General features: G+C 68.4%; 17 protein-coding genes. 12 read left to right on the top strand and 5 right to left on the bottom strand.

The window, feature by feature from the left end:
• Nucleotides 1-65: 65 nt before the first annotated feature.
• Entirely contained in the window at nucleotides 66-608 is a 543-nt protein-coding gene (locus NR810_RS10455) for a hypothetical protein (protein WP_257450867.1), read from the bottom strand.
• Between the two features lie 225 nt (nucleotides 609-833).
• Here NR810_RS10455 and NR810_RS10450 point away from each other — a divergent pair, with 225 nt between their 5' ends.
• Complete coding sequence (locus tag NR810_RS10450; RefSeq protein ID WP_257450864.1) at nucleotides 834-1,232, top strand: carboxypeptidase-like regulatory domain-containing protein; 399 nt, start codon at nucleotides 834-836, stop codon at nucleotides 1,230-1,232.
• A gap of 57 nt (nucleotides 1,233-1,289) precedes the next feature.
• Complete coding sequence (locus NR810_RS10445; RefSeq protein WP_257450861.1) at nucleotides 1,290-3,701, top strand: hypothetical protein; 2,412 nt, start codon at nucleotides 1,290-1,292, stop codon at nucleotides 3,699-3,701.
• A gap of 61 nt (nucleotides 3,702-3,762) precedes the next feature.
• On the opposite strand, the gene NR810_RS10440 is transcribed toward NR810_RS10445, so the two are convergent.
• On the bottom strand, nucleotides 3,763-4,434 hold the full coding sequence (locus NR810_RS10440; protein ID WP_257450858.1) for a dienelactone hydrolase family protein: 672 nt from the start codon (nucleotides 4,432-4,434) through the stop codon (nucleotides 3,763-3,765).
• Nucleotides 4,435-4,492: 58 nt separating this feature from the next.
• Nucleotides 4,493-4,831, bottom strand: coding sequence for a PilZ domain-containing protein (locus NR810_RS10435; RefSeq protein ID WP_257450856.1), 339 nt, complete (start codon nucleotides 4,829-4,831; stop codon nucleotides 4,493-4,495).
• Between the two features lie 91 nt (nucleotides 4,832-4,922).
• On the opposite strand from NR810_RS10435, the gene NR810_RS10430 reads away from it, so the two are divergent.
• The 5 genes from NR810_RS10430 (at nucleotide 4,923) to NR810_RS10410 (ending at nucleotide 12,303) form a co-directional block, all read left to right on the top strand.
• Entirely contained in the window at nucleotides 4,923-5,849 is a 927-nt protein-coding gene (locus NR810_RS10430; RefSeq protein ID WP_257450854.1) for an MBL fold metallo-hydrolase, read from the top strand.
• A gap of 79 nt (nucleotides 5,850-5,928) precedes the next feature.
• A complete protein-coding gene (locus tag NR810_RS10425) occupies nucleotides 5,929-6,348 on the top strand; it encodes a hypothetical protein (RefSeq protein ID WP_257450852.1) in 420 nt (139 codons plus the stop codon).
• A 374-nt stretch (nucleotides 6,349-6,722) separates the two neighbouring features.
• A complete protein-coding gene (locus tag NR810_RS10420) occupies nucleotides 6,723-8,396 on the top strand; it encodes a right-handed parallel beta-helix repeat-containing protein (RefSeq protein WP_257450850.1) in 1,674 nt (557 codons plus the stop codon).
• A 27-nt stretch (nucleotides 8,397-8,423) separates the two neighbouring features.
• The gene (locus tag NR810_RS10415) at nucleotides 8,424-10,400 is read left to right on the top strand and encodes a PAS domain S-box protein (protein ID WP_257450848.1); all 1,977 of its coding nucleotides are present in this window, start codon (nucleotides 8,424-8,426) and stop codon (nucleotides 10,398-10,400) included.
• Nucleotides 10,390-12,303 (top strand): GAF domain-containing sensor histidine kinase, encoded by a 1,914-nt coding sequence (locus NR810_RS10410; RefSeq protein WP_257450846.1) that lies wholly within the window; start codon nucleotides 10,390-10,392, stop codon nucleotides 12,301-12,303. Before NR810_RS10415 ends, NR810_RS10410 begins: the two co-directional genes overlap by 11 nt.
• A 90-nt stretch (nucleotides 12,304-12,393) precedes the next feature.
• On the opposite strand, the gene NR810_RS10405 is transcribed toward NR810_RS10410, so the two are convergent.
• The gene (locus NR810_RS10405) at nucleotides 12,394-13,218 is read right to left on the bottom strand and encodes a GspE/PulE/PilB domain-containing protein (RefSeq protein WP_257450844.1); all 825 of its coding nucleotides are present in this window, start codon (nucleotides 13,216-13,218) and stop codon (nucleotides 12,394-12,396) included.
• Nucleotides 13,219-13,520: 302 nt separating this feature from the next.
• Between NR810_RS10405 and NR810_RS10400 the strand changes: the two genes are divergently transcribed.
• The 4 genes from NR810_RS10400 (at nucleotide 13,521) to NR810_RS10385 (ending at nucleotide 16,214) form a co-directional block, all read left to right on the top strand.
• The gene (locus NR810_RS10400) at nucleotides 13,521-14,261 is read left to right on the top strand and encodes a MotA/TolQ/ExbB proton channel family protein (protein WP_257450842.1); all 741 of its coding nucleotides are present in this window, start codon (nucleotides 13,521-13,523) and stop codon (nucleotides 14,259-14,261) included.
• A gap of 105 nt (nucleotides 14,262-14,366) precedes the next feature.
• The gene (locus tag NR810_RS10395; RefSeq protein ID WP_257450839.1) at nucleotides 14,367-14,852 is read left to right on the top strand and encodes an ExbD/TolR family protein; all 486 of its coding nucleotides are present in this window, start codon (nucleotides 14,367-14,369) and stop codon (nucleotides 14,850-14,852) included.
• A gap of 16 nt (nucleotides 14,853-14,868) precedes the next feature.
• On the top strand, nucleotides 14,869-15,453 hold the full coding sequence (locus tag NR810_RS10390) for an ExbD/TolR family protein (RefSeq protein ID WP_257450836.1): 585 nt from the start codon (nucleotides 14,869-14,871) through the stop codon (nucleotides 15,451-15,453).
• Nucleotides 15,454-15,539: 86 nt separating this feature from the next.
• Nucleotides 15,540-16,214, top strand: a complete 675-nt coding sequence (locus tag NR810_RS10385; RefSeq protein WP_257450833.1) for an HAD family hydrolase — start codon at nucleotides 15,540-15,542, stop codon at nucleotides 16,212-16,214.
• Here NR810_RS10385 and NR810_RS10380 read toward each other — a convergent pair.
• Nucleotides 16,201-16,425 carry a DUF5683 domain-containing protein gene (locus NR810_RS10380; RefSeq protein WP_257450831.1) on the bottom strand — a complete coding sequence of 75 codons (225 nt, stop codon included), beginning with the start codon at nucleotides 16,423-16,425 and terminating at the stop codon, nucleotides 16,201-16,203. The two genes, NR810_RS10385 and NR810_RS10380, sit on opposite strands and share 14 nt — an antisense overlap.
• 152 nt (nucleotides 16,426-16,577) lie before the next feature.
• Between NR810_RS10380 and NR810_RS10375 the strand changes: the two genes are divergently transcribed.
• On the top strand, nucleotides 16,578-19,049 hold the full coding sequence (locus NR810_RS10375) for an MASE1 domain-containing protein (RefSeq protein WP_257450829.1): 2,472 nt from the start codon (nucleotides 16,578-16,580) through the stop codon (nucleotides 19,047-19,049).
• Nucleotides 19,050-19,067 lie beyond the last annotated feature (18 nt).

Genomic DNA, 19,067 nt, shown 5'->3' with positions numbered 1-19,067 from the left:
CGACCCGGGGCGCTGCTTCCGTCCCGGGTCGGGGATGCGCTTTGCCCGGTTGCCTGGTGGGCCCGCTATCCTTCCATGACGCCGCGCGAGAGCCCGCGCCGGTCCGCGAGGGGACGCGAGTACACGCCGGACGCCGCGCCGATGAACATGCCGACGACGTGGAGGGCGGTCCATCCCCAGAAGCCGAGCCCGTACATGAAGTAGAGGAGATCGGGCGTATCGAAGCCGTAGAAGAAGGCGATGGCCGCCGGGACCGCCACGGAGGCGATGGCCGCGGCACCGAACGCGCGGCGCCAGCGTTTGGCGAAGAAGCCACCGAAGAGGCCGCCCAGCAGGGCATTGAGGAACGGGATGTAGAAGGTGATGAGGCTCACGGAGATCATCGTGAGCGCGCCGATGATGAGGCCCCGGTTCTTGAACTCGACGCCTTCCGTGGGCGTTGGGATGACCACGACATCGCGGTAGCCACTCTCCTCGATGTCGGGCATGGGCTCGGTGGCGGTGGCGTGGATTTCCGGTCCCCAGACGCCCTTCTCGCAGTAGCCCTTTTCGAGGAGCTCGCGGCGGGTGGTGGGCTTGGGGCTCTTGGGGTCGATGGGCTCGGACATGCGTGCTCTCCTGGTGGGTGGGGGCGGAGGCTCCGCCGTGACTCGGATGCCGTTGAAGATGCGACATGCCGGCGCGGGAGACAGGTGGGGAGGTACCATTGGAGGCCGGGCATCCGTGCAGGCGGGGCGGTGCTTGCTGGCTGAAGCCGCCCACCCGGTATGCTGCGCCTCCCTCGTGCCCCTGATCGCCTGGATGGAGCCACCATGTGTCCGATGCGTTCCCTGATGCGACTTTCCCTGCTGTCCCTCGGCCTGCTGTCGGCCTGTACGTTGCGTCCGTACTACCGGCAGGTGGTCCCGCCCGATGTGGCGCGGCTGAATCCGCAGCAGGCCCAGGGGATGAAGGACGTGACGATGCGCGTGGTGGATCCGTCCACGGGCCAGCCCATCCCTAGAGCGCGGGTGCTGCTCGAATCGACTCGGGGGCGCATCACCGTGACGAGCGACGCGGACGGCCTTGTCCAGTTGCCGGTGACGCCGCACCTGTTGGCGGACAATCCGCTGGTGGAGGTGGTGCTGCCGAAAGGCGTGCGGAGCTACTCCTTCCAGTTGGTGAACATGGAGCCCGAGCCCGCGCAACAGCCCGCGACCGGGTCCGGGGAGCAGCAGCCGCCCCAGGGCTGAGACCCGCGGGTGTCGTAAGCGCGACGTTCGCCTGGAGCTGGGGTAATCTATCGCCCCATGCGTCGCGCATGGGTATTCGTCTGCCTCGTCCTGCTGGCCGCCTGTTCGAACAAGGTGAAGGAGAGTGCGGTTGCACTCACCATCACGTATCCGAAGCCAGGGTATGTCCCCGCGTGTATCCGGGTGACCGCCCTGGATGCCGCGGCGGAGAACCTCAAGAGTTCCGAGCTCATCGACTCGGCCACGTTGGCCAGGCACGCCGAGGACCGGACCCTGGTTCTCGCCGTGTATCGCGAGAAGGGGTGGAGCCAGCAGCTCCAGGTCGAGGTGTCCTCCTACTCCACGGAGAAGTGTGAGGGGCAGGCCATCGAGACGCGCCGCCTCGCCGAGGCGGTGACGCTGCCCGAGAAGGGCGCCGTGCCAGCGGCGCTCGTGCTCAAGGCCCAGGATGCGGACAAGGACGGCCATCCCGCCAGCTCGATGGAAGACAAAGCCATCAACGGCACGGACTGCAACGATGGCAGGGCTGACGTATACAAGGGCGCGTCGTCGAAGTGTTCGGTACAGGATGCCGAGGTTGATTTCGATTGCGACGAAATCAAGGAGTGCAGGCCGCAGGCCAACGGGAGTACCTGCCTGTTCCCCACGATGTGCGCGTCGGGCCATTGCGTGGATGGCATCTGTTGCGACACCGCATGCGACTCTCCTTCTCAGTGTGGAGGCGTCGGCTCGTGCGGCACTGGCAAGTGTGCCTACCAGGTTCTCGTGGGCAAGGCCTGCACCGACAACAACAACTGCACCACGGGCGACAAGTGCACCGAGGATGGCGCATGCAAGGGAACGGACGTGACATGCAATAGCCCGACGAGCTCGTGCTACGAGACGATGGGCCGTTGCGATTCCGCCTCGGGGGCGTGCATCTATACACCCAAGTCCGCGACGGTGGACTGCGACGACAAGAATGCCTGTACGCTCATCGACAAGTGCGATGGCAATGGGGCATGCGTGGGTTCAGCCCCCAAGTCGTGCAACACCCCGACGGGTCAGTGCTACGAGAGTCCGGGCACCTGCGATCCCTCCTCGGGGGCGTGTAGCTACCCGCCCAAGCCCACCACAGCAACCTGCAACGACGATCAGTTCTGCACGAGGGACGACCGATGCGATGGGGCCGGTGGATGCGCCGGTACCGCCTACACCTGTGCGCCGCCCAATGCGTGCCAGATTCAAGCCGAAGTCTGCACGGGTGACGGCAACTGTGTCTACACGGTGAACCCTGCCATGCTCGGGAAGCCCTGCACCTGGAGCACGACCACGAATCAGCAGGGCACGTGCGTGGCGAGCGTTAATGGCAAGTGTAGCCTCTTCCCGTATTCACCCAGCAATTTCGACCCGGATGCGCTCACGCCTGCCGAGGTCGCTGGTTTGCAGGAGGTTCGTGTCTCGTGTGACGTCACGCTCGACACCTCGGGCTCGGGCCCCTTCGTTTGGTCCGCGACGAATACATGCACGACGCTTCCCGTGGCTCCTCTGGCCAAAGTGATGCCGCAACTCGGTGGTGGACCCGAGGTGCTGGTCCTCTACATGAAGCGTCTCGATATCGACTACGAGAAGACGGTGACCGTGAAGGGCACCCGGCCCGTCATCTTCGCGATCTACGAACTGGCCTACATCCATGGTTCCATCCTGGCGAATGCCACCAAGGCACAACCTGGCGCGGGTGGGAACGCTATGACCTGTGATGTTCGGGCTGGCGGAGCAGGTACTAACGGCGGTGGCAGCGGAGGAGGAGGTGGTGGTGGCTTCGCGACCGCGGGCGCGGTGGGTGGTACTGGGGATGGCAATTCGGCTGCGGGGACGGCTGGTGCACAATTTGAGAGCACTCTGGTTCCGCTGATCGGTGGTTGTCCGGGGGGCGCGGGGGGAACCAACGCAGTGGCAGGAGTGGGTGGAGCGGGAGGTGGCGCCGTGCAGATCTCCGCGGCCGGTTTGCTGAATGTGGATGGCACCGTGTCCGTCAGTGGAGGGGGCGGCAAGGGAGGTGGTCAGACCGACACCAGCGCTGGCGGAGGCGGAGGCGGAGGCAGTGGTGGCGGGATTCTGCTGGAGGGGAGGGTGTTGGAGGTTCTCGGCATTGCCCGTCTGACGGCCAACGGAGGAGCCGGTGGCGAGGGTGGGTTCGAGGGCAGCAACGTGGGCGCGGATGGTTCGGATGGCTCGACGAACTCGGCGTCCGCGGCATTGCCGGGCACGAGCACGTCCAGTCAGGGTGGCGATGGTGGCTCGGGTGGCGTGGCGGGGGTTGCTCCGACTGCGGGTTCGAACGGCGGAAAGCAAGGTAACGAGAGCGGCGGTGGCGGCGGTGGTGGTGGCGCCACGGGCGTCATCCGGCTGCGCGCTGGAGGGACGTCGTCCTGCAACATCTCCGGGGCTGCCGTCATCAGCCCGGTGGCCACCCGGGTGTGCCCGTAATCTCGTGTGACCCGGGCCGGGCGAGGGCTCCGCTGTCCCCGCCCGGCCATCTGCCTTCGGTTCAGCCGAGCTTCACGCGGAGGAACTCCACCGTGCGCTTCCACGCGAGCTCGGCGTTCTGGGGCGAGTACACCTCGGGCCGCTTCTCGTTGAAGAAGGCGTGGCCTGCGTCGTACCGGTGAATCTCCGCCGGCACGCTCGCGCCCTTCAGCTTCTTCTCCAGCGCATCCACCCGGTCGGGCGTGCACCAGTCATCGATGTTCGCGAAGTGCCCCAGGACCGGGCAGCGGATCTTCGTCACGTCCGCCTCCTCGGGAGGAATCCCGTAGAAGGGCACGGCGGCGGCGACGCTCCCGTCATGGGCCGCGGCCGCCAGCGTGAGCGCTCCGCCCATGCAGAAGCCCATCACCGCCACCTTCGTGCCCGGCGCGCGCCGCCGCAGCGCTTCCACCGCGCGCGAGAGGTCCTCCACCGCCTGACGGTCGTTCATCTCGTTCATCAGCTTCTCGGCCTGGGCCGCGTCCTTCGCCAACTGGCCCCGGTAGAGGTCTGGTGCGAACGCGGTGAATCCCTCGCGCGCCAGCCGGTCCACCACGCCGCACATCTGCTCCGTGAGGCCCCACCACTCGTGGATGACGACCACCGCACCGCGGCTCGTGCCGCCCTCCGCCTGCTTCAGGTAGCCCGGAAGCTCCGCTCCATCCGCCGGCGTCAGCTTCGCCTGCTCGGCCATGTGCTCTCCCCTTCGTGGTTCAGGAAAAGGGGCGCAGCTTAGACCTCTCGTGTGCCGGCTACGTGAACCAACGCACCAGCCGGTGGCCCTGCCGGCGCCGCCACGTGTGGAAGCGTTGGCGGAAGCCCTCGGCCCCCGAGGTGAAGCGCACCGCGTAACGGCCGCGCACGGTGGGGCCGCCTCCCTCCACACGGATCCACACGACCTCGCCCTCGAAGGGCAGCTCCTCGCCGTCCAGGGTGAGCGAGCCCCGTACGGTGCTCCCCCGGTGCAGGGGTTGGAGCATGTCCGCCTGGAAGCCGCCGTCGGACACGTCGCGGGTGCGCACGGGCAGCATCCCCCGCAGCCGGACGACGAGCCGATGGGGATGACGCGGGAAGGCACGGAGCTCGGACATGGCTCGGAAGGTGCCATGTCACCTGAGTCCCACAAGTTTTACGTGACGTGGTTATGGTGGGTGCGTCTCGATTCGAACGGAGCCCCCCGACATGAAGAAGGTCTTCCTCTCAGCGCTGCTGCTGCCCGGCCTGGCGCTGGCCCAGACGCAGGATTTCTCGAAGGTGCAGGTGAAGTCCATTCCGGTGGCGGGCAACGTGCACATGCTCGAGGGCGCGGGAGGCAACATCGGCGTGTCCGTGGGCCCGGACGGGGTGCTCATCGTGGACGACCAGTTCGCGCCCCTGGCGCCGAAGATTCGCGCGGCGTTCGGCAAGCTGGCCAAGAGCCAGGGCAAGGGCGCGAAGGGGTCGCTGGAGTACGTGCTGAATACGCACTGGCACTTCGACCACACGGGCAGCAACGCGGTCTTCGGTCGCGAGGGCCGCATCGTGGCGCACTCGCACGTGCGCACGCGGCTGATCAACGGGCTCGAGAGCGCGGCGCTCGGGATGAAGATTCCTCCCGCGCCCAAGGAGGCGCTGCCGGTCATCACCTACGACCAGGGGCTCTCCATCTTCTTCAACGGCGAGGAGATCCAGGTGACGCACCTGCCCTCGGGCCACACCGATGGCGACAGCATGGTGTACTTCACCGGCTCCAACGTGCTGCACCTGGGGGACCAGTTCACCGTGGACAAGTACCCCTTCGTCGACCTGGAGAGCGGAGGCTCGCTGGAGGGCTACCTGCGCAACGTGGAGCGGGTGCTCCAGACGCTGCCCGCGGGGGTGAAGATCATCCCGGGCCACGGTGCGCTCTCGGGGCGTGAGCAGCTCGAGGCCTTCGCGGAGATGCTGCGCGAGACGGTGTCCCTGGTGAAGGGGAAGATCGCCGCGGGCAAGACGCTCGACCAGGTGAAGGCCGAGGGGATGCCCGAGAAGTTCAAGAGCTGGGGCGATGGCTTCATCAAGCAGGACATGTGGCTGACGATCGCGTACCGGAGCTTGAGCGGGCAGAAGCCGGAGCCGGCGCAGAAGTAGGAGTCCGCGCTCCGAGCGGTTGAATGAAGCCGGGGGTCCTCCGTCGAATCAGGCAAGAACGATGACGGAGGACACGACGATGACGCTCCAGAACGGACTCTTCACCCTGGCTCTTTCCGCGCTGCTCCTGGCGCCCGCCGCGCGGGCCGATGATTTCCGCGGCGGCCAGCACGATGCGTCCCCGGTGGGCGGCTCCGTCGGGTACGGTCACACGGGCGGCTACCGCCCCGCGCCGCCTCCTCCTCCCGAGCCCCCGCGCTCGCGAGGGCCGCGTGAGTCGGGCCGCTACGAGCTCCGGACGGTGCAGAAGTGGGTGCCGGGTCACTACGAGAAGGTCTGGGTCGAGGAGACCTGCAAGTACAAGCCGCGCCGTGACCGGGTGAAGTGCCAGGGCGGTTACTACGAGCAGCGCTGGGTGGAGGGCTACAACCAGTCGGTGCAGGAGTGGGTGTGGGTCCCCTCTCGACGTGGCACCTACGTCGCCAGCAACGGCTGGTAGGCGCATCCCTTCGAGAACCCCGTTTCCCTCGGACGCCTCGGCCCTCCCGGCCGGGGCGTTCGTGTCTCCAGCCTCCCGTCACCGAGCCTCCCATCGTTTCTCCGGGTGAACCCGAGGCGTCGGCCGCTGTGAGCCGCCGTGCGACGTCCGCCGCGTTCGTGAGCGGGTGTCGTCATTTCAGATTTCACTGATAGATATCAGACGGGCTTCTGATCTGGAGCCGCAACTCATCGGAACTTCATGCCTCGCCTCCTCCGTCCACGAACGGGCGGGCGGCCGGGGGGTGGAGCGGGGGGAATGGAAAGCGGATGGGTCGTGTCCGGCGCGCGTCCTCGCGGCTTCCCCAGGGGCCGTGGCTCATACAAGGAGTGCGGATGCGCATCAGGTGGTTGCTGCCGGTCGTCCCTCCCGCTGTCCTCATCGGAGCCCTCGCGTGTGGTGAGCGGGGTGGGCCGATTCCATCCGACGACGAGCTTCCCACCCTCGACGGGACTGCCTCCGCACCGCAACCGGCACCCAAGCCGCCAGCGTCGCCCCCGCCTCCGTCCCCCACGCCGTCGCCCCCCACCTCCAGCACGACGCCTCCTCCCACCGCGAGCCCGCCCGCTCAGTCCGCGCCACCTCCGGCGCCGCCTCCCGCGCCTTCACCGCCGCCGCCTCCCGCGCCTCCACCGCCGCCCGAGTTCTCCCGCATCCTCTGGGTGGCGCCTGGCGGCAGCGACACCGCGGCGGGCACGGAGCGCGCGCCCTTTCGCACCGTGGGCAAGGCGCTCTCGCTGCTACAACCGGGCGAGGCCGTCTTCCTCAAGACGGGCACGTACACGGAGCGCCTGCGGTTCGACTCGCGGGACGGCGCGCCCGGCCGCTATCTCACGGTGAAGGCCGCGCCCGGCGCGAAGCCCGTCATCAAACCCGCTGGCAGTGGCACGACGCTGTTGGACGTGCGCCGCGCGTATTGGCGCGTGGAGGGGCTCACCCTCGATGTGGCGGGGCAGGACTCCTTCGCCGCCTTCTGGCGTGGCCCGGGGGCGCACCACGGCATCCTGCGTGGCTGCACATTGAAGAACGGCACCAGCGGCGCGGGCGTCAACATCGCCGAGCGGGCCAGTGACGTCCTCATCGAGGACAACGCCATCTTCAACTTCCAGCGCTCCGGCGACAGCCACGGGGTCGTCGTGCAGACCAACTCGAAGAACGTGGTCGTCCGGGGCAACGACATCCACCACAACTCGGGTGACGGGGTGCAGTGCCTGGGGTCCGAGGGCGGCGCCACCGAGCCCGGGACGCCCTTCGACAACCTGCTCGTCGAGGACAACGACCTGCACGAGAACCAGGAGAATGGCGCGGACATCAAGACGTGCACGCGCGTCACCCTGCGCGGCAACCGCATCTGGGGCCACCGCCGCTCCTCCTCCTCGGCGGGAGAGGGCGTGGTGGTGCACCTGTCCGCTCGCGACGTCACGCTCGAGGACAACGAGGTGCGCGACAATGGTAGGGGCATCAACATCGGTGGGGTGCGTCAGGGCTCACCACCCACCCACATCGTCCTGCGGCGCAACCTCGTCCTCGACGGCTACGGGGAGGATGGCAACGAGGGCACCGGCATCCGCATTGACACCGCGGTCAACGTGAAGGTGCACCATAACACCGTGTGGAACATGCCTGGCCACTGCCTGGGCTTCGGCAACGGCGACTCCGGCCCCAGCCAGGACGTGGAGGCACGCAACAACATTTTTGGTGCCTGCGCCATCGTGGTGCGGGCCGGCTCCCAGCGTTCCGGGGGCTCCTTCGACGGCAACCTCTATTTCTCCCCCGAGGGGCATGTCTCCTTCCGGGTGGATGGGAAGTCCCCGGACCTCGCTGGCTGGCGGAGCGCCACCCGCTGGGACGCACACTCCGTGGAGAAAGAGCCCGGTTTCCAGGACGCGGAGGCTGGGGACTTCCGGCTGGCGCCCTCCTCTCCGGCCCGGAACGAGGGCCTGTCCCTCGGGCAGGCCTTCTGCGGTTCGGCACCTGACATGGGGGCGCGGGAGTCTGACTGCCCCTGAGGCGAGACCCGGGGTAGAGTCCGGGGCGTGTCTCCCCACGAATCCTCCCTCGGTGTCGTCCTGGTGCCCGCGGCTTCGGCCGCGCGCGAGCCGCTCGTTCGTGCGGTGGCCCGGGTGGGATTGCGCGTGGTGGAGGAGCCAGCGCGGGCCACCATCGGCCTGGTGGACCTGACGGTACCGGAGGGGAGGTCCGCCCTGGCGGAGCTGCTCGCCACGCCCGCGGGGGCGAAGCTCTCCCTGGTGGCGCTGGTGGCGCCGGGTGAGGCGTCCTTCGCGGCCCTGGAGTCCCTGCGGCCCGCCGAGGTGGTGGTGGCCGGGGCCGAGCCCCATGAGCTGGCGTACCGGTTGCGTCGTGTCGCCGAGCGCCACCTCGAGCACCAGGACTCCCTGCGGAAGCAGGAGGATTTGAAGCTCCTGCTCGAGCTCACCGCGGATTACGCCGAGAGCATGGACGTGGAGGAGCTGCTCCACGACGTCACCCGCAGGCTCGCGGACAGGCTCGGCATCGGCCGCGCGGCGCTGGTGATGCTGGAGCACGACCAGGTGTCCGCCCGCGTGGTGGCCGCCAGTGACGCTCCCGGCCAGACGGACGTGCGCATCGAGCTGGAGCGCTACCCGGAGGTGCGCGAGGCGGCACGCACGGGCCTGCCCGTCATCGTGGAGGACGCCTCCCACCACCCGTTGCTGGAGGGGGTGCAGAGCGAGGTGGCCGCGCGGGGCATCCACACGCTGGCGGCGCTGCCTCTGCTGATGCGAGGCGAGGTGCGGGGGGTGCTGCTGTTGCGCGCCTCGGGTGGGGACCGGCGCACCTTCGCGCCGGATGAGATCGACTTCCTCAAGACGGTGGCGCACGCCACGGCGGTGGCGCTGCGCAACGCCTCGCTGTTGCAGTCGGTGCGCGGGCAGACCGAGCGGGAGATGTCGGCGCGCATCGCCGCCGAGGCGAAGGCGGCCTCGCTGGAGACGTACCACCTCTTCTTCGCCAACGTGCGCGAGGGCGTGGCCATCCTCGACGACCGGGCGTGCGTGCTCAGCCTCAACCCCGCCGGGGAGAAGGTCCTGGAGACGTCCTCCGAGGCCGCCTATGGGCGCCACCTGGTGGACGTCTCCCAGCCACTGGACGAGTCGGTGCTGATGGAGCTGGTGACGGCGGCCCGGCGTGGCGAATCCCGCTCGGACGTGGACCTGATGGTGCGCACGCCGAAGGGACGGCGCCTGACGTTGAGCTTCTCCGCGGCCCCGCTGGAGGATGGCCGCCGGGCCATCATCCTCTCGTTCCGCGACGTGACGCAGGCGCGGCTGCTGGCCGACGAGCTGAGCCACACCAAGGACTTCCTGGAGCGGCTCATCGACTCGTCGGTGGACGCCATCGTCGCCTCGGACATGCAGGGCCGCATCATCCTCTTCAACAAGGGGGCCGAGGCGCTCTGTGGCTACACCGCGCAGCAGGCGCTCAGTGGCATGCACGTGAACCAGCTGTACCCGGAGGGGGTGGCCCAGCGCATCATGACGCAACTGCGCAGTCCGGATTACGGCGGGCGGGGCCGGTTGTCGGTGTGCAGGCAGGACATCGTCCACCGCACGGGGCAGCTGGTTCCGGTGAACATGACGGCCTCCATCGTCTACGAGGGAGGGCGCGAGGTGGCCAGCGTGGGCATCTTCACGGACCTGCGTGACCGCATGGAGCTGGAGCGCAAGCTGTCGGACGTGGAGACGCGGCTGGAGGAGAGCGAGAAGAACGCCGTCATCGTCGCGCTCGCGGGCACGGCCGCCCACGAGCTCAACCAGCCGCTCACTTCGGTGATGGGCTACGCCGAGCTGCTCAAGCGCCGGCTGAAGGAGGAGGACACCTCCTACAAGCCGGTGGACATCATCTACCGCGAGGCCGAGCGCATGGCGGAGATCGTCCGGAAGATTGGACGCATCACGCGCTACGAGACGAAGGCCTACATGGGCTCGCAGCAGATCCTGGACCTGGACAAAGCCAGCTCTCATGACGAGTGACTCCCGTGTGCCGGGGGGCCCATCCGCCGAAGCCTTCCGTGCCTTCTTCGAAGCGGTGGAGTTGCCAGCGGCGCTGTGCGACCTGGGACTGAGGCCGCGGGCGCTCAATGCCGCCTTCTCGCGCTTCTGTTTCGAGCACGGGGCGACGGTGGAGCAGATGATGGAGTCGCTGGTGGGGGCGCGGGTGCCCGAGGAGGGGGCCTCGTGCGTGATGGAGGTGGCGCTGCCGCCCGGGGGCGTGGTGGTGGTGGAGCTGGTGAGGCGTGGGGAGTGGGTGTCGCTGGTGGGCCGGCGCGAGTCGGAGCTGATGAGGGGCCAGCTGGTGGTGGTGGAGCAGGCGCTGCTGGAGCAGGCGCGCACCGAGGGCGTGTTGTTGGACCTGGGGCGCAGCGTGGCGGAGGCGGGCAGCGAGGAGGAGCTGGTGGCGGCGGTGGCGCGAGGGGTGAAGGAGCTGTTCCCCGGGCGTACCTTCTGCATCCGCATCATCGACGCGCGGACAGGGGGGCTGACGAGCCTCTACGCGGAGGGCCGGCTGAAGGAGGGTTCTCGCGAGCCGCTGGTGCTCAAGCGCAGCGCGGTGGAGAAGATGCACCTGGCGCTGGAGTCCATTCCGGCGGGGGGGCGGGTGGTGGTGGGGGCGCGGGTGCCGCTGCTCTTCGAGGGCAGTACGGGCGGGGTGAGCGCGCCGCTGGTGGCCAGCGGGCAGCTCTACGGCGCCATCAACCTGGAGTACCCGGCCACGCTGAAGGAAGAGGGAGACCTGCTGCAGGACGAGCGGGTGCTGGTGCAGCTGGCCAACCAGGTGGCGGTGGCGGTGAAGAACGCGAAGCTCATCGACGAGCTGACGTTCGTGCGCAAGTACCTGGAGGAGCTGCTGGAGAAGGCGAATGCGCTCATCCTGGTGGCGAACCGGGACAAGAAGGTGGTCGTCTTCAACCAGGCGATCAGCCGGCTGACGGGTTTCAGCAAGGAGGAGGTGCTGGGGAAGGACGTCTTCACGCTGGTGCCGGAGGACGAGCACCTGCGGCTGGTGTCGCTGATGGGGGCGGTGCTGCGGGGCGAGGCGGTGCCCAACTTCGAGCTGCGGCTGCGCACGCGGACAGGGGAGGCACGGGCCTCGTTCGCCACGTCCTCGACGCTCACCTCGCAGGGGGAGGTGGAGGGGGTGATGGCGATTGGCCAGGACGTGACGGTGGTGGCGCAGCTGGAGCAGCGGGTCATCCAGGCGGAGAAGCTGGCGTCGATGGGGCAGTTGGCGGCGAGCGTGGCGCACGAAATCAACAACCCGATGACGGCGGTGGTGGCGTACGCGGAGTCACTGCTGCAGCGGGCGATGATGGTGGGGAGCTCGGGCTCGTCGGACACGGACAAGCTGAAGAAGATCCTGGAGAGCGGGCAGCGCATCCTGCGCTTCACGAAGGACCTGACGTCATACGCGAGGCCGGCGAAGGACAAACCAGAGCGGGTGCAGCTGCACACGGTGCTGGACAGGGCGGTGGGGTACTGCGAGCACGTGGTGACGCAGTCGAAGGTGAAGGTGGAGCGGGACTACGGGGAGCTGCCGCTGTTGTCGGCGGTGCCGGCGAACCTGGAGCAGGTGTTCGTGAACCTCATCACCAACGCCTGCCACGCGATGGAGCCTGGCGGGAAGGTGTCGCTGCGGACGAGGCAGGAGGGGCGCGAGGCGGTGGTCTGTGTGAAGGACACGGGGAGCGGCATCTCGCAGGAGAACCTGTCGCGTATCTTCGAGCCCTTCTACACGACGAAGACAGAAGGGAAGGGGACGGGGCTGGGCCTCTCCATCGTGCAGCGAATCGTGGAGAAGCACGGTGGGAAGCTGAGCGTGGAGAGCGAGCTGGGGCAGGGGACGACCTTCACCGTACGCCTGCCAATCCCAGATTGAGCCCCAGCCCTCCCAATCCACTCCCTCTCCCTCTGGGAGAGGGTCGGGGTGAGGGTATGTCTTCCCCCGGGTTGCGACAGCCCGTCCGGTTCAGCTCTCGTCATCCAGCTCGCGGGTGAACTCCTCCTTCGTGAGGAGTCCCTTGCGAGCCATGATGCGCATGAGCGCCCAGAACTTGCGCTCCAACTCCTCCACGGGGTCCAACGGCTCGGGCGTGGGGGGAACGACCTCACCGAACAGCGAGTCCAGCTCGGCGCTGATGTCTCCGGCCCGCTTCGCCGAGGAGGGCTTCACCTGGTCCCGCCTGGCCCGCCGCTGCTGCTCCCGCTCCTGGATGAGCTGCTCGAGCGACACGCGGCGGGTGTTCTCCCCGGGAGGAAGCTCCTCGCCGACGATGATCTCCTCGACGTCGTCCTCGAGCGCCTCGGGGACGGCCTCCGAGGCCGCCGGAGCGGCCGCCGCGGTGCCCTGGGCGGCCCGGTGGTAGTAGCGCTGGATGGCGCCGCGCACGGCGGACAGCGGGGCCACCCGGGGGCTCACCTTCAACCCGGTGGTGAACTCCATCTCCTGGATGGCGGCGGAGTCGAGCGGGTCGGCCATGGCCACCACCAGCAGCCGGCGCCCGCCCACGGTCTCCAGGGCCACGGGGAACAGGTCATGCTGCTCGCAGAAGCGCGCGCGCAGCAGGTGGATGGCGCTCCAATCCGGCTGGCGGGCCATCAGGTCCATCACTGGCACGCCCAGTGCTTCGCTCAGCGCGTGCGAAAGGGTTTTCTCGGTGATCGCACCCAGGGACACCAGCGCGACGCCCAACCTCTGGCGCGAGTGTTGCTGTGCCTGGAGCGCGGCCTCGAGCTGGGCCGGAGTGATCGCCCCCCGCTCCAGGAGCAGCTCGCCGATCCGCTTTCTGGCCATATGGCGGCCGCCATTAGCCCCAGCCCCGGGTCCCGTCAAGCAAGCAGCGAGGCGTGACGCACCGTGTCCGTCCGACACCAGACCGGCCTGCCTGTCGGTGTCTGATCGCAAAATTCTCATGGGATTTCAGCAACTAAGAGCACTGGGCGTGCCTTGACACTCCAGGAGGTGCGTTCCTAAAGTCCGGCGTCCATTCATGCCATTCCCGAGCCAGGGAACCATGTGGGTGTCCACATGGGGAACTGCCGGGGTGGCACAAGGCCCGCCATGACGGGCCCGCCCCTCTCTGGAGGCCATAAGCAATGAACCTGGGGTTTTTGACGAATCTGACCGTCCTCGCCAATGCCGGCGGCGCTGAGCGCTCTTTGTTCGAGGAGATCGCCAAGCGCTGGGAGGCGGGCCAGTGGGGTATGTACCCCATCGCCACCTGCCTCGTGTTCGCTCTGGCCATCATGATCGAGCGAGGCATCGTGTTGTTCGGCAAGGCGTCCATCAACAAGGACGCCTTCCTGCGCGGCTTGAAGAAGCACATCTACGCCGGTGACCTGGACAAGGCCATCAACTACGTGGCCGGCCAGAAGCAGACGCCGCTCACCCAGGTCATCAAGGCCGGCCTGATGAACGTTCCCAAGGGCGAGGAGGAGGTCCAGGCCGCCCTCGACGAGGCCAGCCTGCGCGAGACGCCGAAGATCGAGGCGCGTACCGGTTACCTCGCCATGCTCGGCAACGCGGCGATGCTCGCCGGTCTGCTCGGAACGGTGTCCGGTCTGATCTCCTGCTTCGAGGCCGTGGCCAACGTGAACCCGGCCGACAAGGCCACCATTCTCGCCAACGGTATTTCCGAAGCCATGAACTGCACCGGCTTCGGTCTGCTCACGGCCATCCCGGCGGTTATCGCCTTCTCCATCCTCTCCGGCCGCGCCACCGCGCTCGTCAACGACATCAACGAGACGAGCGTCGCGGTGCTCAACCTCATCGTCAACAACCGCGACAAGTTCAAGAACGCCACCGTCTCGGCGTCCTCCCGCGAGGTGGAGGAGTAGTTCCTCCTCCTACCTGGGAACCAGAATCCGGGCGCGTTGTCGGTGGGTGTGACGCGCGCCCTTCTTCATTGAACGGCGTACGATCGCGGGCGGAAGGAGAGTTCCATGGCCGGCGGAATGGATCTCGGGGGAGGTAAAGGCAAGAAGTCGTTGGACGTTGCCATCAACCTCACCCCGTTCATCGACCTGATGGCGGTGACCATCAGCTTCCTCATCATGACGGCGGTCTGGACACAGATCGGCCGTCTCCAGGTGGCACAGGCGGGTGGACCCGCCACGGACGAGGAGCAGAAACAGGAGGAGCAGACCAAGACGGTCCAGCTCACGCTCTTCGTGACGCCCACCGAGTTGCGGTTGGCGGCGGATCAGAGCGAGTTCCCGCCCATCGAGGCGAAGCGGGGTTCCAACGGCAAGCTGGACCTGGCGCCGCTGGTGGCCCGCTTCAAGGAGCTCAAGGCGCAGTTCCCGGATCAGTCAGCCATCACGCTGCAGACCGAGGACAAGGTCCGTTACGAGGACCTGGTGCGCATCATCGACCAGTGCATCGGTGCCGGACTGCCCCAGGTCTCGGTGTCCGCCATCATGGGTTAGGGAAGGTAGACGACTCATGGCCATCAAGGCTCCCGGTAAGCGCTACGGCAAGCGCCTGCAGCATTCCAAGGTGTTCGGCCACGGCGCGGCCCACGGCAAGCACGGCGGCAACGCGGACGTGCTCATCACCCCGCTGGTCGACATGTTCGTCATCATCGTGCTCTTCCTCATCGCCAACTTCTCGGCGACGGGCGAGGTGCTGATGATGACCAAGGACATCCAGCTCCCCGAGGCCACCAACGTCAAGGAGGTGGAGATGCACCCGGTGGTGATGGTGTCCGGAGAGGAAGTCTCCATCTCCGGCAACGTCGTCGGCCGGGTTCAGGACCTGGTGAAGGAGGAGTACCTCAACATCCCCGCGCTGGAGGAGAAGCTGCGGGACATGAAGAAGCAGTTCGAGGACCTCCACTCCATGGCCGAGGGCAACACCAACGCCTTCAAGGGTGACGTGAACATCCAGGCCCACAAGGACGTGGAGTTCGCCATCATCAAGCGCGTGATGTTCAGCTGCGCCAGCGCCGGCTACAACAACATCAACTTCGCCACCCTCCAGAAGGGTGACGCCTCGGCGGGCGAGCCCACGGCCGCCAAGACGGAGTAGGTCTCCTTCTCCCGAGGGCCTGTTCCTGAAGCCCACGCCCCGCGCCTCGGACTTGTCCGGGCCGGGGCGTTGGTGTTTCTAGGGGCATGCCTCCTCGCGCCGCTCTCTTCGACCTGGATGGGACGTTGCTGGACTCGCTGCACGACATCGGCGCGGCGATGAACCACGCGCTCACCACCCACGGGCTGCCCGTCCACCCGCTCGCCGACTACCGCCACTTCGTGGGCGAGGGCGTCCAGGTGTTGGTGTCCCGTGCCGTTCCCCGCGAGCACGAGCGCCTGCGCGAGCCGGTGCTGGCCACCTATCGCGCCTTCTACGCCGAGCACATGATGGACCACACCCGTCCCTTCCCGGGTGTGCGCGAGGTGCTCGAGCGGTTGGTGGGCGAGGGAGTGAAGCTGGCGGTGTTGAGCAACAAGCCGGATGCGGCCACGCGCCGGCTGGTGGCGGCCCTGCTGCCGGACGTGCCTTTCGGTGCCATCTACGGTGAGCGGGCCGGAGTTCCACGCAAGCCAGACCCCACGGCCGCGCTCGGGATTGCCGCCGAGCTGGGCGTGGAGCCCGGGGACTGCGCCTTCGTCGGCGACACGGCGGTGGACATGGACACCGCGCGGGCCGCCGGCATGTACGCCGTGGGCGTCACCTGGGGCTTCCGCGACGTGGAGGAGCTCCAGTCCCACGGGGCCCGGGCGCTCGCCCGGACGTCGGACGAGCTGCTCCAGGCCCTGCTCGGCGCGCCTCGCGCCGCTACACGACCCTGACGCGCACCCCCTTCTCCTTGTCCTCGGCGCGGTTGTGCGCCGTGGCCGCGGAGACGAGGTGGCACACCCACCCGAGGCATCCGCCGGTGCCCAACCAGAAGCCCGGCGTGATGATGAGCCAGAAGAGACCTCGGAGGATGTCCCCGTTGTAGATCTGACCCAGTCCGGGGATGAAGAAAGACAGGATAGCGGCGATACCAGGGCGGGACATGTGGTCTCGATGACCTCCTTGTCCTTCCCTACGGAGCGCGTGCCGATCCATTGCAGACGTAGGACGGAGAGTGAACTCCCGCTCGCCCATGTGTTGGGTGGACGTACAGGCAAGCAGGGGTGACGTTTTCCTCGTCCCCAGGTCGGGGTAGCATGCCGCGCCAACGCTCCCGGCCGAACAGCGAGCGTTCGGGGGGAACCGCCATCCAGTCGCCACCACAGCGCCTCGATCGCTCGTTCGCATCCGGCAAGCGGATCCTCGCCGAGATGTTCGCGCTGGCGGCCGTGTATTTCGCCTTCGCCCGGCTGGGGTTGTCGACGGCGACCATCGTCGACGTCGCGAGCCCCGTCTGGCCGGCCACGGGGGTGTCGCTGGCGGGCCTGTTCCTGCTGGGCGTGTCGCGCTGGCCGGCCATCTTCGTGGCGGCCTCCCTGGCCAACCTGCTGTTCGCTTCCGCGTCCCCTGCCGTGGCGCTGGTCGTGGGGACGGGCAACACGCTGGAGGCGGTGCTGGGGGTGTTGCTGCTCAGGCGCCTGGGCTTCTCGTCCACGCTGGCGCGCACCCAGGACGTGCTGGTGCTCACCCTCGTGGCGGTCTCGTGCACGCTGGCCAGCGTCTCCATGGGCTCGCTGGGACTCGTGCTGAGTGGGAAGGCCGCCTGGAACGCGCTCGGCCTCACGGCGTGGGTGTGGTGGCTGGGCAATGCCATGGGGGCACTGGTGGTGGGGTCGGCGGTGCTGGTCCTCGCCCGGCCCTACCCGGAGCCCCGCTGGCGGGAGGCCCTGGGGCTGGCGGCGCTCATCGCCGGGGTGGGCCTGTGGTCGTTCCGCGGCAACGCGGTGGGGCCCCTGGCCTATGCCCAGGTGTTCCTCCTCTTCCCCCTGGGCGTCTGGGCCGCCCTGCGCTTCGGGGTGCAGGGGGCGGTGCTCTCCATCCTCCTCACCGCGAGCATCTCCATCTGGGGGACCGTGTCGGGCCACGGGCCGTTCTTCTCGAAGGAGGACGGGCCGGCGGTGGATCTGCTGGAGCTGCAGCTCTTCCTGGCCGTCATCTCCTTCACCGGCCTGGTGCTGGCGGCGGCCCACGCCGAGCGCGGCAAGGCCCATGCGCAATTGGAGCTGCTGGCCACGGCCGTGGGCAGCGTGCGCGAGGGGGTGCTCATCCACCAGCTGCTCCCGGACGGGAGTCTGCGCGTGGTGTACGCCAACGAGTCCTTCCGAGACCTGACGGGCCGGGGGCCGGAGGAGCTGGTGGGCCGCTCGCCGCGGGGGCTGCTCATGGGCGGGCTGGAGTCGGAGGCGCACCAGCTCCTGGGGAAGGCGGTGCGTGAGGGCGACTTCTTCAGAGGCGAGGCGACGCTGGCGCACAAGGATGGCTCCCGTGTGCAGAGCGAGGTGCTGGTGTCCCCGGTGCGCGACGCGCGGGGCCAGGTGGCGTACTTCGTGGCCACCCACCGTGACGTCACCGCGCAGCGGCAGCTCCAGGCGAAGCTCATCTCCGCCGAGCGCATCGCCGCCGTGGGCACGTTGGCCGCGGGCGTTGGACATGAAATCAACAACCCGCTCGCCTACCTGGTGCTGAACCTGGAGGGCGTGGCGCAGAGTCTGGAGCAGGGGTCCGCGGGGCTCACGGAGGCGCGGGCCCGGTTGGAGGCGGCCCGCGAGGGCGCCGAGCGCATCCGCGTCATCGTGCGCGACTTGAAGGTGTTCAGCCGGCAGGAAGGGGAGGAACGGGCGATGCTGGACGTCAATGCGGTGGTGGTGCCCGCGCTGCGCATGGCCGCTCACGCGGTGCGCCCGCGGGCCCGGCTGGTGGAGGAGTTCGGCCATCCGCCCAAGGTGATGGGGAGCGAGGCACGGCTCGGGCAGGTGATGCTCAACCTGCTCGTCAACGCGCTACAGGCCATCCCCGAGGGCAGCCCGGAGCGTCACGAGGTGCGTGTGCGCACCGGCCGCGACGACTCGGGCCGCGCCCTGGTGGAGGTGTCGGACACCGGCTGTGGCATGTCCCCCTCCGTGCAGGCACGCATCTTCGACCCGTTCTTCACCACCAAGCCGAGCGGGGAGGGCACCGGATTGGGGCTCGCCATCTGCCAGCAGATCGTCCAGTCCCATGGCGGCGAGCTGCGGGTGCGCAGCGCGGAGGGGCAGGGCACCGTCTTCACCATCCTGCTGCCCGCGGCGGAGGGCGCCGAGCTCCCCGAGGCCCCCGAACCGGAGGCCCCCGCGGCCAGCGTGGTGCCGCCGCGCCGGCGCATCCTCATCATCGACGACGAGCCGCGCCTGGCCCAGTCCATGCGCATGCTCATCGAGCCCTCGCACGACGTGTTCGTCACCACGCGCGGCGCCGAGGCCCTGGCGTGGGTGCGCGAGGGCCAGCGCTTCGACCTGGTGCTGTGTGATTTGCAGATGCCGGGGACGACGGGGATGGACGTGTACTCGAACCTGCGCGCGCACGCGCCGGAGCTGGCCGAGCGGCTCGTCTTCATCTCCGGTGGGGCCTACACCCAGGCCACGCGCGACTTCGTGCGCTCGGTGCGCAACCGCATCCTCGAGAAGCCGGTGCGCCCCGAGGAGCTGCTGGCCACCATCGACGAGGCGCTGGCCACCACCGTGCAGGCCTGAGGCGCCCCGGAGGCGGGG

The sequence above is a fragment of the Archangium lipolyticum genome, assembly GCF_024623785.1.
Taxonomy (GTDB): domain Bacteria; phylum Myxococcota; class Myxococcia; order Myxococcales; family Myxococcaceae; genus Archangium; species Archangium lipolyticum.
Note: the sequence above shows the minus strand (reverse complement) of the source record. Positions and strands in the feature narration are given on the sequence as shown.